General features: G+C 50.2%; 13 protein-coding genes. 4 read left to right on the plus strand and 9 right to left on the minus strand.

The features are described 5' to 3' along the window. Positions 1-197 precede the first annotated feature (197 nt). The 4 genes from BN2373_RS03055 to BN2373_RS03070 form a co-directional block, all read right to left on the minus strand. The gene (locus BN2373_RS03055; protein ID WP_053942705.1) at positions 198-1,739 is read right to left on the minus strand and encodes an ATP-binding cassette domain-containing protein; all 1,542 of its coding nucleotides are present in this window, start codon (positions 1,737-1,739) and stop codon (positions 198-200) included. Between the two features lie 476 nt (positions 1,740-2,215). After that, a complete protein-coding gene (locus BN2373_RS03060) occupies positions 2,216-3,115 on the minus strand; it encodes an undecaprenyl-diphosphate phosphatase (protein ID WP_053942706.1) in 900 nt (299 codons plus the stop codon). Next, positions 3,100-4,122, minus strand: coding sequence for a tRNA 2-thiocytidine biosynthesis TtcA family protein (locus tag BN2373_RS03065; protein ID WP_337999378.1), 1,023 nt, complete (start codon positions 4,120-4,122; stop codon positions 3,100-3,102). Before BN2373_RS03065 ends, BN2373_RS03060 begins: the two co-directional genes overlap by 16 nt. Next, a complete protein-coding gene (locus BN2373_RS03070; RefSeq protein ID WP_053942707.1) occupies positions 4,122-4,985 on the minus strand; it encodes an MBL fold metallo-hydrolase in 864 nt (287 codons plus the stop codon). The genes BN2373_RS03065 and BN2373_RS03070 overlap by 1 nt, the downstream gene beginning before the upstream one ends. A 339-nt stretch (positions 4,986-5,324) precedes the next feature. Here BN2373_RS03070 and BN2373_RS03075 point away from each other — a divergent pair, with 339 nt between their 5' ends. Further along, positions 5,325-5,750, plus strand: coding sequence for a hypothetical protein (locus tag BN2373_RS03075; RefSeq protein WP_053942708.1), 426 nt, complete (start codon positions 5,325-5,327; stop codon positions 5,748-5,750). Between the two features lie 243 nt (positions 5,751-5,993). Continuing rightward, a complete protein-coding gene (locus BN2373_RS03080) occupies positions 5,994-8,732 on the plus strand; it encodes a cation-translocating P-type ATPase (RefSeq protein WP_053942709.1) in 2,739 nt (912 codons plus the stop codon). Between the two features lie 119 nt (positions 8,733-8,851). Here the strand turns inward: BN2373_RS03080 and BN2373_RS03085 are convergent, their stop codons facing one another. Then, complete coding sequence (locus BN2373_RS03085) at positions 8,852-10,936, minus strand: hypothetical protein (RefSeq protein WP_053942710.1); 2,085 nt, start codon at positions 10,934-10,936, stop codon at positions 8,852-8,854. 201 nt (positions 10,937-11,137) lie between these two features. On the opposite strand from BN2373_RS03085, the gene BN2373_RS03090 reads away from it, so the two are divergent. Both BN2373_RS03090 and BN2373_RS03095 read left to right on the plus strand, forming a co-directional pair. Then, complete coding sequence (locus tag BN2373_RS03090; protein WP_053942711.1) at positions 11,138-11,449, plus strand: hypothetical protein; 312 nt, start codon at positions 11,138-11,140, stop codon at positions 11,447-11,449. Positions 11,450-11,457: 8 nt separating this feature from the next. Further along, positions 11,458-12,867: a zinc ribbon domain-containing protein gene (locus tag BN2373_RS03095; RefSeq protein ID WP_053942712.1), complete on the plus strand. Its 1,410-nt coding sequence runs from the start codon at positions 11,458-11,460 to the stop codon at positions 12,865-12,867. Positions 12,868-12,955: 88 nt separating this feature from the next. Here BN2373_RS03095 and BN2373_RS07745 read toward each other — a convergent pair whose 3' ends face one another. The 4 genes from BN2373_RS07745 to BN2373_RS03115 are packed head-to-tail and all read right to left on the minus strand — an operon-like array spanning position 12,956 to position 15,596. Next, positions 12,956-14,140 (minus strand): NUDIX hydrolase N-terminal domain-containing protein, encoded by a 1,185-nt coding sequence (locus BN2373_RS07745; RefSeq protein ID WP_053942713.1) that lies wholly within the window; start codon positions 14,138-14,140, stop codon positions 12,956-12,958. An 11-nt stretch (positions 14,141-14,151) separates the two neighbouring features. Then, positions 14,152-14,934: a SigB/SigF/SigG family RNA polymerase sigma factor gene (locus BN2373_RS03105; protein ID WP_053942714.1), complete on the minus strand. Its 783-nt coding sequence runs from the start codon at positions 14,932-14,934 to the stop codon at positions 14,152-14,154. Positions 14,935-14,944: 10 nt separating this feature from the next. Then, on the minus strand, positions 14,945-15,280 hold the full coding sequence (locus BN2373_RS03110; protein ID WP_053942715.1) for an ATP-binding protein: 336 nt from the start codon (positions 15,278-15,280) through the stop codon (positions 14,945-14,947). Further along, a complete protein-coding gene (locus tag BN2373_RS03115; RefSeq protein WP_053942716.1) occupies positions 15,267-15,596 on the minus strand; it encodes an STAS domain-containing protein in 330 nt (109 codons plus the stop codon). Before BN2373_RS03115 ends, BN2373_RS03110 begins: the two co-directional genes overlap by 14 nt. Positions 15,597-15,622 lie beyond the last annotated feature (26 nt).

Here is a 15,622-nt window from a genome sequence, read left to right on the forward strand (position 1 = left end):
CTGTCTAGGGAGGCTTCAACCGGTTCGAATGCGACCTATCCAGCTTTTTGGTCGTCGTCCCCGGGCGCACTCGCTAGAGCAGAACAGTTACATTCATTTTATCATATTGGACCGGTGAGGAGAAAAATTTCCCTTGGGGGCGAGCGGTGCTTTAGAGATACAATTAAAGCAATGCTTCTTATACTTAGCTTAAGAATTTACATTTGGATAACTTCATCGAACAGTTTCAAATACTCATTATCCCTGTTATGAGTTATTAGAATTATTGTTTTTTCACTCTCAATAAGTTTTTTTGTCAATTCTAATTCACTCTTTTCATCTACATTTGCGAAAATTTCATCCAATATAAGTATCTCTCTATCAGAATTTAAAGCTCTAGCTAATGTAATTTTAGCCTTTTGTCCATAACTTAAATTACTACCAAAATAATCTATATGTCTATCACTAAAATCATCTATTATCTCATTGCAGTCTTTATTGACCACATTTTTCTTGTTAGAAATAGCTATATTATCGAAAACGCTACCTTTAAATACAATTGCAGAAGATGAATAAAATATTAGATTTCTTATATCCAAATTCAATATATCAACGCCATTAATGAAAACCTCTTGCTCTTTTGGTTTTATTTCCATAGCCATTAACTTTGCTAGAGTTGATTTTCCTGATCCATTATCGCCGATGATAGCATATTTGTTTGACTTGTTAAATGTCATATTAATATTTGTCAAGCTAAACTTATCTTTAGTATAATTCAAATTCTTAATTCTCAATGACTCAAACTGATTTATAAGGTTACGACTATTAACATTGTCATTAAAATAAAATTCAAATTTTTCAATTAATTTCCTAGAAGATTTTATAGTTATAACTTGATATATTAAATCTCTTATGGGAATAACTATTAGTTCTATGTATGCTATGATAGCAACAAATGAAGACATAGATATATAACCTAGTGAAATAAAAATAATCCCAGATACAAACGTCACTATATTAATAAAGTAAAGCGATAATCCAGACAATATATTTGTATATGATATATAGTTGGCCAAGTCCAATTGTACATTCTCAAAATCTTTATTATACTTATCAAATATTTCCAAGAATGTTTTACTTGTTTCATCATTAAATAATTCGCTAGCTCCTAACAAATCTGAAGCCGATTCAATAAACTCTCCAGTTTTATCACTGAAATTTCTCCTTTTTATAGATATTTTATCACCAGTAATCCTAGGAATAAAAAATCCAACAAAAGAAGCAAAGATAATAACTCCAGATAAAAATAAATTCATATTTATCATAAATATTAAATAGATAACTGCTGTAACTAAGCTAATTAGTAATTGAACGCTACATAAAATATAATTTTCATACACAGCATCAATATCTTTTGTTAAACTTGTTATGTAATCCCCCTTTTTTTTCGAATTGATATTACTATGATCCATCAAAGTTAAGGATTTAAATATATTATGTTTAACATAAAGACCATATTCTTTTTGAAGTCTATTCATGTTTATTTTCTTTAATAGTTCGAAAAATAAATATAAAATAATAGATAACGCATAACCAAGAGAGTATATGATTATCTTATTTTTTGATAATTCATTATAATTATCGATTATCATTTTTGTAAATACTGGTATTAAGGATATGAAAGATATACTAACAAATGTAAAAAATAAAATTTTTATAATTATTAGTATATTTAGCCTGAAAAATCTCTTAAAAATCATTTTATTTCCCTCTATAATATTTGCATGGGTGATGGCGGAATTCTAAGCATCGCCCCGGGTAGGGACCAGAACTCATGACTTGTATGATTCCTAAGGGCTTTTTGACCCTGACTTTCTATTGATTTAGCGGATTATCAGGGCTCCAGATCCCTGATATTTTCTGAATCTACAATATTATCAGGGTGTTTTTTTGCCCTGCTATTTTTAAGATTCTCTAATTTGACAGGGCTTTTACCCCTGATATTCTTGCGACCTGCTCATAAATCAGGGTTTTGTTGACCCTGATATTTTTTAGAATCTACGAATTGTCAGGGCTCTGGATCCCTGCCATTCTCCTGATTTTCTGGATTATCAGGGTTTTTGCTCCGGCTAGCTCTCGTTTTTTTATGAGCCGGAGGCAATCAACAATTCTCCGGATTTTCCGGTAAAAATCCCCCTAGTGCCAAACTGAGGGGATTACTATAAATGAGCCTGCCTTATAAGAGGCTCTTCACCACCATATAGACCATCAATAGGGCGGCCAGGCCGATCCGGTAGTAGCCGAAGATGGCGAAATCCTTGCGTTTGATGTAGTCCATAAATTTCTTGATCACAACATAGGCTACGACAAAGGAGAGGACCAGGCCCAGGAGGATGAGGATCCACTGGTAAAGGGTGAAGCCGCCCAGGTTTTTGACGACCTTGAGGAAGGTGGCCCCCAGCATGGTGGGGATGGCCAGGAAGAAGGAAAATTCGGCGGCGGCGACCCGAGATGAGCCCAGGATCATGGCCCCCAGGATGGTGGCGGCGGACCGGGAAGTGCCGGGGACCATGGCCAGGCATTGGAAGCAGCCGATGAGGAAGGCGGTCCGGAGGGGGAGGTCGCTGACCTCTTCGTAGGCGGAGGGGCCACGGCCGGCGTTCCATCTTTCGATGGCCAGGATGAGGACCCCATAGAGGAAGAGGGTGGCGGTCACGACGGGCATGTTCATGAGCTTGGCATCGATCATGTCATCAAAGAGGAAACCCAGAACACCGGCAGGAATGCAGGCGACCAGGACCTTGCCCCAAAGGCGGAGGGTCTTGGGGTCGGCGGCTTGAGTCAGCTGGTAGTGGACCTTGGTCTGGACGTTGAAGTCCTCATAGCGGCGGGGCTTTTGGGGGTGGGGCTTGTTTTTGGACCAGGGGTTGAGACGGTCGAAGTAGAGGACGACCACCGAGAGGATGGCCCCCAGCTGGATGATGACGGTGAAGGCATTAGCGAAGGCCTCCGGGGAGAGCTTGACAAAGTCGTTGACGAGGATGAGGTGGCCGGTCGATGAGATGGGGAGGAATTCCGTGACCCCCTCCACCAGGGACAAGATGGCTACTTTAAGAATGTCTAAAAGGGTTCCCATGTTTGATCTCCATAATGGTCTAAAAAGCTGTGGTGGACCCCATGGTTGACATAGCCCAGGATGGCGTCAACCGCCACGTTCTGACCGGAGCGAAAGATGGACTCTTCCACCATGGGGTTCTCCTTCTTGAGTTCTTGGATCAGGCCCTTGACGAATTTCCGCCGGGAGCCTTCGGATTTCTGGGTTACGGTACAGGCACAGTCCAGGGCCTTGAGTCCCACTGCATCCCGCCAGCGGATGATGGCCTCCTCTTTGATCAGGGTCATGGGCCGGAGGAGGTCCATGTTCTCGAAGTTCCGGGCAACGATCTTGGGCATCATAACCTTGAAGTTGCCGGAGAAGAGGACGTTGAGGAGGGTGGTTTCGATGACGTCATTGTAGTGGTGGCCTAGGGCCAGCTTGTTACAGCCCATCTCCTGGGCCTTGGCGTAAAGGAAGCCCCGCCGCATCCTAGCGCAAAGATAGCAAGGGGCCTTGGGCTCCTCGCTGTCCGTGACGGCGAAGACGTCCGACCGGTAGATGGTAGCCGGGATCCCCAGCCAGGCCAGGTTGAATTCCAAAAGCTCCCGGTTGATGGGGGCATAGCCCGGGTCCATGGCTAAAAATTCCACTTCAAAGGGAATCCGGGAATAGCGGGAGAGGATTTGAAAAAGCTTGGCCAGGAGGAGGGAATCCTTGCCTCCCGAGATGGCCACCCCCACCTTATCCCCCGGCACCAGCATGTCATATTCCTTGAGGGCCTTGGTGAACTTGGCCACGGTGTCGATCCGGTAGGTGGTCTGGATCTTGTGTTCGATCTCTTTCATGGGGAGGAGGTCCCGGCCGAAGTACTCATAGGCCCGGGGGTAGGCCCGGGCGACGGCTTCCTCATGGCTCTCCCCCTCCCGGACCTGGACCCCAATGGTCTTGGCATCCCCCACAGGGATGGTGTTGGCTTGGGCCAGGTCCTCCGGTCTGAAATTCCGGCGGAGGATGTCCTGGCCGGTTTCCCTGCGACTCTCTTCCATCACCCCCTCCTTTCTTTCTCTACCAATGGACCCGGGCTCATATTGCCGGCATCCGGACAACTTTCTTGATCATAGCGGCAGGTGTAGATCCTCGATGCCGCATGCCGGGGAGCCACCTTGATGGTCATCCCCCGGTCGGGGTCGATGCCCTCCTCCATGAGGACAGCCCGGACCGTCGCCAGAGAAATCTCCGGCGTATTATTTTCTTCGGATAAGTGGGCCAAGAGGACCACCTCATCCTCCCCCCGAAGGAGGCTGGCCAAGGCCTGGCCTGCCTGGCGGTTGGAGAGGTGGCCCCGGTTGGACAGGACCCTTTCCTTCAGGGGCTCGGGATAGGGGCCATTCAAAAGCATGGCCACATCATGGTTGGCCTCCAGGTAGAAGATATTGGAGTCCGCAATCCGGTCCATGATCCGGTCATCCAGGAAGCCCGTGTCCGTCAGGATCGTGGCCTTCTCTTCCTGGCTGGTGAAGGTGTAGCCCACCGGGTCCACCGCATCATGGTGGATGGGGATAGCCCGGACCTCCAGCCCCTTCCACTCGAAGGCCTGGTCGTTCCTGAAGACGATCCGGTGGTTGGGGGCAATCCGGCCCAGGCGCTTGGCCATGGCCCCCCAGGTATTCTCATTGGCAAAGACCGGGATCCGGAAGCGCCGGCTCAAGACCCCCACCCCCTGGATGTGGTCCGCATGCTCATGGGTCACAAAGATCCCATCCAACCGCCTGGGGTCGATGCCTGCTGCCATGAGGATCTCCTGGATTTGTCGTCCCGACTTCCCCGCATCGACCAAAAAGCAGGCCTGGTCGCTCTCCACATAGACGCAGTTGCCGGAGGAACCCGATGAAATGGACTGGACTTTCATAAGCGCTTCCTTTCTATCACAATTAATTAGAATACTAAAGAAAGGGGGAGATGACAAGATGAGGGGTGGGGTGGACGTGGAGTGCTGGGGAGCAAGGTGAGCCCCCTTTTTCGCCAAAAGCTGCATTCCGGGGGGCCAAGGCGAGCCCCCTTTCCTCCGGTCTCGCCAAATGAGGAGGATCCACAAGTGCTGATCCTCTCTATTTGACTAATTTTTCGAGACTAGGGAGAAATACAGCCCCACTTAATATTTACAATTTAGAATTAATAGGATATGATCTATTTAGGAAAAGGTTTGTTGCAAGTAATGAAATGTGCGTATTAAGAAAAGGAGTTGATGATGAAAAAAACAACTTTACTCCTACTTGTTCTTTTGTTGGCCATTACATCTTGTCGTAACCCCGGAGAAAACAAATTAGATGGCAACTTAGAGAATCCAAAGGTTCAAGAGGCGATCAAGGAAAAAGCCTCCGGCTCTCAAGCTTACCTCGTTAAACAAGAAAAAGAAGGATTCTCCCTTATTCTGGTAAAAAAAGAATCCGATCAATACCTCACAGAAGTCTATCTCTCTGTTTTTCTTGGCCCAAATGGCCTCGTCAGGGTGGAAGATCCCACACAAGACCCTCCTCTCTTAGGAAAAGAGACAGAAAAGGATCTATTACCTTTTGCCACAGCCAGTGATATCCAAAAAAAATATTTACCGGATCTGATTCAAAAATATGAGGGGGAAGGGTATGAGACCGTTTATTTAACCCCACTGGAGTAGTGAGTAAAACACCTCTTATCTTGATCGCCAAGAAAAATCTCATTCACAAACGTAATCAATGCCCCTTTACCGGAAATGATGGTAAAGGGGGTTTTCTCTTTCCCTATTGATAATAGAACCGTCCCCTTTGGGGTATAAAAGAGGCCGTGTTATAATCTAGCTATGCAATTTTTCTGCCCTCATTTTGCGATCGAGGATAGCTTATCCTGATCGATCGCCTTGCCCTTATTCGAAGGAGGTTTTATGAACTGGTATCAACAATCCGTCCAGGAGGTGGAGAAGGCCTTGTCGACACAGGCCGCCCAGGGTCTCTCTGCAACAGAGGCCCAGGCCCGCCTGGAGAAATATGGCCCCAACAAGCTGTCGGAGTCCAAGAAGAAGCCCTTTATTGAAAAGCTGATCGACCAATTTAAGGATCCTTTGGTCATCATCCTGATCGTGGCTTCCGTCTTCTCCATGTTCACCGGGGATATGGTCGAAGCCATCATGATCATTGCCATCGTCATCCTCAACGCCGCCCTTTCCATCTACCAGGAAGGCAAGGCGGAGGATTCGGTGGCCGCCCTCCAGGAGATGTCCTCCCCCAATGCCAAGGTGGTGAGAGAGGGCCGGTCCATGGAGGTCAAGTCCGAGGACCTGGTCCCGGGCGATGTGGTCCTCCTGGAAACCGGGGACATCGTTCCGGCTGACCTCCGCCTCTTTGAATCCTCCAACCTCCAGATCGATGAGTCCTCATTCACCGGAGAATCCGTCGCCGCGGAGAAGGACGCTACTACGTCTTATACCGATGAGGTGGGCATTGGGGACCGGGCTAACTACGCCTACTCCTCCACCATCGTGACCTATGGCCATGGCAAGGGCATCGTCACCGATACGGGCCATGAGACGGAGATCGGGAAGATCGCCTCGACCATCGAATCCTTCGAAGAAGAGGCCACCCCCCTCCAACGCAAGCTCAACGTCCTCTCCGGCCAGCTGGGCAAGCTCATCATCGGCGTGGCCATCTTTGTCGGCATCCTGGGCTTCATCGCCGGCAATGAAATCACCGACATCATCATGACCGCCATCTCCCTGGCGGTTGCGGCTATCCCTGAAGGGATGACCGCCGTCGTCACCATCGTCCTCTCCATCGGAATGAATCGGATGGCCGAACGCAATGCCATCGTCAAGAAACTCCTCTCCGTGGAAACTTTGGGCACCACCACCGTCATCTGCTCGGATAAGACCGGAACCTTGACCCAAAACGAAATGACCGTCACCAAGATCTTCACCGACGATGAGATCCTGGAAGTGTCCGGAACCGGCTACGCCCCCGAAGGGGAGATCACCAGAGAGGGCCGGAGCCTGGATGCCAAAGAACACGACGTTCTCCGTACCATGGTCACCATCGCCGCATCCGCTAACGACGCAGAGATCACCGAACATGAGGGCAACTACGACTGCCTGGGCGACCCGACGGAGGGAGCCCTCCTGACCATGGCCGCCAAGGCCCATGTGGACGTCAAGGGCCTGGCGGACCGGATCCCCCGGGTCGCAGAAATCCCCTTCGACTCCGACCGGAAGATGATGACCACCTTCAACGAAGGCTTCTTCGAGGGGAAGGTCGCCTCCTTCACCAAAGGCGCCCCCGACATCATCATCGAAAAATCCAACCGGGTCCTCCTCAATGGCGAGGTCCGGGAATTTACGCCCGACCTGAAAGAGAAGGCCCTGGCCATGAATACCGATTTCGCTTCCCAGGCCCTCCGCTGCCTGGGCTACGCCTACCGGACTTGGGATGGCCTGCCCGCCAAGGAAGACCAGACCTCGGATAAAGTCGAAAAAGACATGGTCTTCGTGGGCTTAACCGGGATGATCGACCCCCCGCGGCCCGAAGTCAAGGCGGCTATCGCCCAGACCAAGTCGGCCGGCATCACCACCATCATGATCACCGGGGACTACCTGGAAACCGCCTACGCCATTGGCAAGGACCTGGGCATCTGCCAAGACCGATCCCAGGCCATGATGGGCCGGGAGCTCAACGATAAGACCCCCAAAGAAGTCCAGGAGATCGTCAAGACCACCCGGATCTTCGCCCGGGTCTCCCCGGAAAATAAGGTACAGATTGTCGAAGCCCTTAAGGCCAACGGCGAAATCACCGCCATGACCGGGGACGGAGTCAACGACGCCCCCGCCATCAAGCGGGCCGACATCGGGATCGCCATGGGGATCACGGGAACCGATGTAGCCAAGAACACAGCCAACGTCATCCTGACCGACGACAACTTCGCCACCATCGTCAATGCCGTTGAGGAAGGCCGGACTATCTACTCTAATATCAAGAAGTTCATCTCCTTCCTCCTCTCCTGCAACGTCGGTGAAGTCATCGTCATCGCCGTGGCCATGATTATCGACATCGCCCTCATCTTCTCCAATAGCGGCCACCAATTCCCCACCCCCCTCTCACCCATCATGCTCCTCTGGCTCAACCTGGTCACTGACTCCCTCCCGGCCCTTGCCCTGGGAATGGAACCCGGTGAACCCGACATCATGAATATCCCACCGAGAGACCCCAAGGAAGCCATCATCGACAGCAAGATGAAGCGGTCCATCATCGTCCAGGCCGTCGCCATTGCCGTTGCTACTCTGGCCTCCTTCGCTATCGGCTACTACTACTTTGGACAGGGCCTGACCGGGGCTGAAAAGCTGGCGGAAGGCCGGACCATGTGCTTCTCCACCTTGATCCTGGCTGAGCTCTTCCGGGCCATGGCCGCCCGGTCCGACACCTACACCATGTCCAAAATCGGATGGTTCTCCAACAAGTCCATGATCTACGCCATTCTCGTCGGTGTCGGCCTCCTCCTCATCGTCCTCTACATCCCCCAGCTCCGAACCCTCTTCGACGTTTCCTTCATGACCCTCAAGGAATGGGTCCCCACCCTGGTTCTCTCCATCATCCCCTTCGCCGCCACCGAAGTCTACGAGGGCATTAGCCGGAAATAAAGCGGAATCCGCTAATTCCGGCAGAGAGAACGGAGGATACAAAAAACAAAAAAAAGACGGCAGCGGAAGATTTTCCTTCCGCTGCCGTCTTTTTTTGTCTGGATTAAATTTTCAGTATCTTATCCTTCTGAAGCCAAATCTTCATAGCGAATAGGCTCATTCCGCCCTTCAAAGCTTGAAAGAGGAACCGCCTTCGACCAAGCCGTCGAAGACAGAGGAAGTTCCTGAAAATTCCTCTGAAGATACTTATTGACATCGATAATGGTGGCATCCTCACTCGGACCACCTGAAAGAGCCAGCTGAACCCCGCCCTGAATCGCATTTTCCGCCAGGTTCATCATGTCATCATAGTCCTTTTGGTTGGCCAGATAGATCTGCCCCTGATAGGGAACAAGGTAAGCCCCGTTATAGTCTGTTTTCAGATCCTCATAGGTCAGGGTCTTTCCTAAACCATCCGGTTGATAAAAGGTCATCGTTTGAACTTTTCCGGATGACTTGGGATAGGCCGTCCGGAAAAGGGAGAAGGTAAGGGTATCCGCTCCCCGAGACTGGGAGGTCAGGACCAGACCATCCTTCTTGTAGATCATATCCCCATTCCCATAGGGATAGGCCGCCTGAACCAGGAGACCGGCTTTGGACGGCGTGAGAATTGCCCAATAGCCCTGGATATTCTCCCGAACCTCCCCCCGCATAGAGGCGTGGATAAGATACTCCGGGTGGCCATCCCTGTCCAAATCAACCAGACCGGCCTCATAGTCCGGTTCGGTCGTCGGCTTATCTGCCCGCCAATCCGCTAAACCCAGACGATCAAAGGGACCTGCAGCAAATAAAGGAAGATTGTATTCCCATTCCACCCGGAAAGCATCGGCGAGAAGCTTATCCGTCAGCTTCTCCCACTCTTCTTCCGGACTCATGGCCTCCAAAGGCCCTTCCGTTTTTTTCGGCTCTGTACCCTTCGTGATGAGCTTTTCCACCCGGTCTAAGGATAGGGGTGGCATATCCATGGCGGAGAAGAGCTTATCCATGGCTTTCCCTTCCCTGGCCTTCCGGTAGAGGACCAGACGGCGGTCCGAATTCGCCTCATTGAAGGTCTCCACCAGGGATTCCAAATCCGGATCAGAGGCAATCGCCTGGGCTTCTTCCTGACTGACCAATCGAACCGTTAATTTCGATGGATAAGAAAGGCTCTCATCGTCACCTTCCGCCTGAACCTGAGCCAATAAGTCCACCGGATCCAATCCCTGAAAACTTGCCTCGTGACGGCTGTAGAGGTCATAACCGTCTTTACCGGTCCGGACAAAGACCTGTCGGGAAAGTGCGGGATCCGCAGAAAAGTCCAGTGAAAAGGGAAGTTCTGCCGACCGGACAGGATCCAAGGGAAGGTTGGAGCTGACACGACTCTCCTGAGAAGTCCCGGCCAAAAGGCGGTTCCCCTTGGTCATCTTTGTGTTAGGATCGGCCTGTGCCTGCCCACCGGTATTTCCTCCTTCGTCCGAAGGACCCGGGTCTCCCTGACCATTTTCAATCGACTGGTCCGGGTAATGAATGGCCAATTCACGAGTCCCCATAACCGTCTTGGGCGGGTTGGGTTCCCTGAGACTTCCGGCTTCATAGGAAGCCTCCTTGGACGTTTCTCCTTCCTCTTCAGATACCCAAACCACCTGTGGCTGGTCCTCCTTCTCCTCCTCCCGGGAATCCTCCATGGCTTGCTCTTCCGAGGAGGTCTTCTCCCTGACTAAGGTCTTGGGCTTTCCCCCCTTCCATTTGAAAAAGAAGAAGAGCAAGATGACGAGAGCGGCTAAGCCGACCATAGCCCCGATCTTCTTTTTATTTGCCCCTTCCCGAGAAAAATCCTCGACATCTGAAAGGTCTTCCTCGTATTCATCCTCATCCACTTGGGGGTAGGCCTGGTCAAAATCCTCTTCATAGGTATAATCACCATACTCTTCCCGGACGAAATCCCCTTCATCAGGATCAACTCCATATTCCTCCTGGGGTAAAACCTCCTCATCAATAGAAGTTTCCTCCCATTCCCGCTTTCTCTTGCCCGGTTGATAAATTTTCACCCCATCCTCATCCAGCTTCCAATCCAGCTCAAGCGTATAATCCCGGTCCGGATCCGAATTTGATGTCAAATCGGCTCCGGCCAAATCGGAGATTCTGGGGTTGTTTTTCCCTTTGCCCGGTAGGGTATCTCTTGCCATATCTACTCCTTCAACGACCTAAACAGGTAAATCGCACAATACTTTCTTCATTTATATCCAAATTTTATCAAGGGATTTTGAGGATGAAAAGAAGAAACTTCCCTCTGAATCCACTATACTAAAAGAAAGAAAGATCAAACACTTTTTTATTTACCCTGAAAAGCTAGCAGAAACCGGAAAGAGCCCAAGAGGCTCAATATAATGAGCGGACTGATGGTCCCGGAAAGGGAAACCATGTACGAACGAATTTTAGATAAGACGAAAAAAATTACCCTGGCTCTGATTGCCCTGGGCCTGGTTATCCTTCTGATTTCCATAGGGATTATCCACCGGGTCACACAAATCCCTGCCCTTAACTCACAACCGGCATCCCTTCCTGAGGAAGTGACCTCGACAGGAGACATGGCCGGCAAGGAAGAGTCTTCTCAAGCAGAAAATCTTGACATGGATGGGCCCGGGTTTTCGGTCATTATTGATGGCAAAACGGCTGGCCAAGAAGCCGGGCAAGAATAGGAGGAGCCATGTTCTGTCCAAAATGCGGATCCTGGAATCCTGAAGAGGAAAAAATCTGTCGGACCTGCGGTGCACCCATGCAAAAAAAGGAAACTCCTGACCAGGATCCGGACTTTACCCAACCCCTCACTCCCTTGGTGCCTAAGAAAGAGTTCCAAAAAACCGCCCGGATCCCGAAAGAAGAGAAGAATAAAAAGCCTAGCCCTCCGGTTAAGCAGGAGAGGAAGACAGACCTGGATCCGGACCAGTACATGGAAAAAGCCCGCTCCTATGGGGAGGCGGACTACTACAAGGAGTTTTTCCAATCCGAAAAGACCGCCCGCCGAAAAAGAGAGTTTTCGGCCTACCAGACCATCCTGCTTGTCGCTTTGGTCGCCTTTCTCATCATCTTATTTTTCGGTCGACGAATCCTCAGCCCCCGCTTCACTCCCCAGGCCACCAGCGAACACTTTTTTGTCGCCCTGGCCAACAACTCTCCAAAAGAAGCCCTCCGCCTCCTTGACCGGGAAGAGGAATCCCTCCAAATCAATGAACAGTCCCTGGCCATCCTCCAAAAATACTACCAGCTGGACAAAGTCTCCTCCTATTCCGTCATTGATGAAGGCTTCATCATGGACACCCTTAAAGGCAACAAGGGAAACTTAAAAAAGGACCTCACCATCGAATACATGTTGGAGGGGTCTAAAGAAGTCTATAAGTTCCCCCTGACCTTGGAGAAAAAGAATACCAGGTCCTTCCTCTTCTTCGATAATTGGAAGGTCCGTCCCGAGACCTATGCTCTGGATGAATTTGTGGTCAAACTTCCCCCTTCCGCCCAACTTACGATCGATGGGAAAATTGTCAGCCAAAATTTTCTGGATAAGGAACCTGACCCTGACGGCTGGGATAGTTACCGCATTCCCGGCATCCTTCGTGGAGACCACCTCCTGGAAATCACCGGCAAGGGAGTTCTCCTGACAAAAAAAATCATTCCCATTGATGACCTCCACAAGACCCTCTCCATGACGGACCTCCCCCTCACTCAGGAAGCCATCCGGGCCATGAACCGCCAGGCTATGGATAATTTCAAGACCATCCTTCTTTCCGCCGCTCGGAACAAAGACTTTTCCGCCATTTCTCCCCTCTTCCTCCGCAATGATTCGGTCCAACAAGAGGCGGAAAGGAAATATGAGGCCCTGAAGAATGACCTCAAGCGGTATTCAAACTTTAACGTGAACAAGGTCCGCGTTACCGCCTTCCCAAAGTCCTATGAAGTCCTCCTTAAAGCATCCTGCACCAGGACCCTGGATCGGACCAGCCTATGGGAAAAGCTGACCGGGGCCTTCTCCTCGGATGAATACACCATGAAGATGGCCTTTCGTTTTGTGGACGGAAAATGGGTCCAATCCCAATTTAACGCTGCCCTTCCCTGGGACTAGGCCATAGCAACAGAAAAAGCAGAAAACGCCAAACAAAAAAGCGGTCTCCACCGGCAAAAAACCGGTAGAGACCGCTTTTTTAATGAAATCAGTCGAAATAAGTTTCCCACTGCGAAGACCGATAGGCCTCATAGCAGAGACGGATTGACTTCTCGTTGACCCGACCGGAAGAAAGAAGAGGAAGACGGTCAATGGGAAAGAAGGCGGCTGCCTTGGTTTCCGGATTGGCCTTGAAATCGGTGACGACCTCAATCCCCTCGTCATTAACCTCCCCTACCCAATCGGTTTGGCAGTTGACATAGCACTTGTAGACCTCATAGGGGATGACTTCCTTGTAGTCATTCTCCGACCGGTTCTGGACAGTGACCAGGCGTTGGGCGGTGACGGCAATGCCCGCCTCTTCCATGCACTCCTTCTCGGCATTTTTACCCAGGCTGATACCCGCATCGCACCACCCCCCGGGAAGGGACCACTCTTCGTTCCGACCCTCCAAAACCAGCAGAACCCGGTCCTCCCGAAAAACAGCCGCCCGGACTTCCACCTTAGGCGTTTGGTAACCCTTGTCGCCGGCAAAAAGGCCCAAAACTTTTTCTGTCGTCAGCCCCGTCTTCTCCGCCATCATTTGGGAAGCAATCTGACGGATCCCTTCGAATCGCTCCTTGTCAAAAGGATCTCTCGTATATTCCAGACCCTGCTGGGCATAAAACTGGAGGGTCTTGGCCCAGGTCAACCAGGGCTCAACCCCTTCTTGAGGATGGGCATAGGAAATGAGCTGGTGCCAGTAGTAGAGAAGGCGGTAGCGAACCGGCTCCGCCAGACTCTCATCATAGACGAGTGAAAGATCCATGGGTACCCACTTGGCATCCATGGTCTCCCCCCTCTGCAAACGAACCTCTTCAATCGGGAGGTCCCGGTGGAGGAAGAAAGCATGGAGAAGGTGTTGGCCATTAATGGAGGGAAGCTTTCCTAAAAAGACCAGGTCATCCGGGTCAACAAGGATGCCGGTTTCCTCTTCCAATTCCCTTCGGGCACTCTCCCTGGGATCCTCCCCCGAAAGACATGCCCCCGCCGTATTTTCCCAAAAGCCCGGCCAGGATTTGTTCATGGCCCGACGGGTCAGGAGGATCTCCCCCTTGGAATTTAGGGTAAAAACGCAGACGATGTAGTTGTGACTTCCCTCCGGATACCGGTCCCCCCGTTGAAAACGTCCCACGTATTGCTCGTCCGCATCAAAAAGATCAATCCACTCCCTTTCTATATATTGGTCCGCCATGATCGGCTCCTTTATTTTTCTTCCGGTTTCACATTAAGGGTGGTCCGGAATTTGCTGATGATTTTCTTTTCTAAACGGGATATGGTCATTTGAGAAACATTGAGTTCCTCTGCGATGGAAATTTGGGTCCGCTTGTCATAATAGCGATAATAGAAGATCTTCTTTTCCAGGTCATTGAGCGATTCCGTCAGCCGGTCCACAACATCATTAAAATCCACATCATCGTAGGCTTCATCTTCCACCCCGATCATATCGCCCAGGTTGATTTCCCGGTCATCTCCGGAATTATCAAAGGTCATATCCAAGGATTGGGGGGTGTAAACCTTAGAGGCTTCCATGGTCTCCAAAACATCTTCCACTGAAACCCCCAACCGGTCGGCAATATCGTCAACAGTCGGTTGACGCTGGAGCTCCTGGGCTAAAGAAGACCGAACCAGGTTGACCTTTTTGGACAGCTCCTGGATCCGTCGGGGAACCCGGATGACCCAGCCCTTGTCCCGAAAATAACGTTTAATCTCACCCACAATGGTCGGCGTGGCAAAGGAAGAAAATTCATACCCCTTGGACACATCATAGCGGTCAATCGCAAAAACAAGACCCATACAGGCCACCTGGTAGAGGTCGTCATATTCGATCCCCCGGTTGACATACTTCTTGGCCAAAATTTCCGCAATATAAAGGTGGTCGGTGATGAGCTTATTGCGAAGGTCAATATCTCCCGTCCGTGCCAGCTCTTCAAATTCCTCCCTGACCTTATTTTTTTTCATTTCTTTTTCTTTTTTCTTCTTGGCCATAGGGACTCCTTTAAAGTCCTTTGCTCAGGACAAGGCCATCCTCCCTGTCCTCCACCCCATCCAAGAGGCTCTCCATAATCATCCGGTGGAGGCGGCCCTCCTTGGAATCATCAAAAGGTGCCTTGGCGATGATGGTGATGACAATTCGGTCCTCTTCTTCTGAAAACTTGACCTGAATTTGGTCATTAAAAGGGAAAAGGTAGTTGACCGCTTCGCTTACGCAAACCCGAAGGTCGTCCACAGCTTCAATATCAAAACCCATCTTTCGGGCAATGGAGGCTGTCACCAAGCGAAGAGTCGTGACGTACTTAGGGTCAGAAGGGATGACCAGACTAACAGTCTCCATCTTGACCCCCCATCACAAATTCTTGATCCAACTCCGTAATATAAAAGAGCTTTTCAATGGAAGGTTTGGCGTTGAGAATAGCCACTTTATGGTCATCCATCCGTGCCCTTTTCAGAATGGAAATCAAGGCCCCAAGACCGGTGGAATCCAGATAATCCAAGGCTTCCAGGTCCACGAACACATCAGCAGGCCTATCCTCATAGGCTAGAGATAGCTCGCTTTTCAGGCGAGGGGAAGCATTGATATCCAAATCTCCCTTTAAGGCAACCCGGTGTTCATCCTGAGGGCCCTTATCGATATGAATGGAAAAAGCCATGGTAACTCCTTTCAATATTCCAGGCT

The organism is Kallipyga gabonensis, from assembly GCF_001286805.1.
GTDB lineage: Bacteria > Bacillota > Clostridia > Tissierellales > Peptoniphilaceae > Kallipyga > Kallipyga gabonensis.

Coding starts and splice junctions, on each gene's coding strand:
- BN2373_RS03055 (WP_053942705.1), bottom strand. CDS start 1,739: ATGATTTTTAAGAGATTTTTCAGGCTAAATATACTAATAATTATAAAA.
- BN2373_RS03060 (WP_053942706.1), bottom strand. CDS start 3,115: ATGGGAACCCTTTTAGACATTCTTAAAGTAGCCATCTTGTCCCTGGTG.
- BN2373_RS03065 (WP_337999378.1), bottom strand. CDS start 4,122: ATGGAAGAGAGTCGCAGGGAAACCGGCCAGGACATCCTCCGCCGGAAT.
- BN2373_RS03070 (WP_053942707.1), bottom strand. CDS start 4,985: ATGAAAGTCCAGTCCATTTCATCGGGTTCCTCCGGCAACTGCGTCTAT.
- BN2373_RS03075 (WP_053942708.1), top strand. CDS start 5,325: ATGAAAAAAACAACTTTACTCCTACTTGTTCTTTTGTTGGCCATTACA.
- BN2373_RS03080 (WP_053942709.1), top strand. CDS start 5,994: ATGAACTGGTATCAACAATCCGTCCAGGAGGTGGAGAAGGCCTTGTCG.
- BN2373_RS03085 (WP_053942710.1), bottom strand. CDS start 10,936: ATGGCAAGAGATACCCTACCGGGCAAAGGGAAAAACAACCCCAGAATC.
- BN2373_RS03090 (WP_053942711.1), top strand. CDS start 11,138: ATGAGCGGACTGATGGTCCCGGAAAGGGAAACCATGTACGAACGAATT.
- BN2373_RS03095 (WP_053942712.1), top strand. CDS start 11,458: ATGTTCTGTCCAAAATGCGGATCCTGGAATCCTGAAGAGGAAAAAATC.
- BN2373_RS07745 (WP_053942713.1), bottom strand. CDS start 14,140: ATGGCGGACCAATATATAGAAAGGGAGTGGATTGATCTTTTTGATGCG.
- BN2373_RS03105 (WP_053942714.1), bottom strand. CDS start 14,934: ATGGCCAAGAAGAAAAAAGAAAAAGAAATGAAAAAAAATAAGGTCAGG.
- BN2373_RS03110 (WP_053942715.1), bottom strand. CDS start 15,280: ATGGAGACTGTTAGTCTGGTCATCCCTTCTGACCCTAAGTACGTCACG.
- BN2373_RS03115 (WP_053942716.1), bottom strand. CDS start 15,596: ATGGCTTTTTCCATTCATATCGATAAGGGCCCTCAGGATGAACACCGG.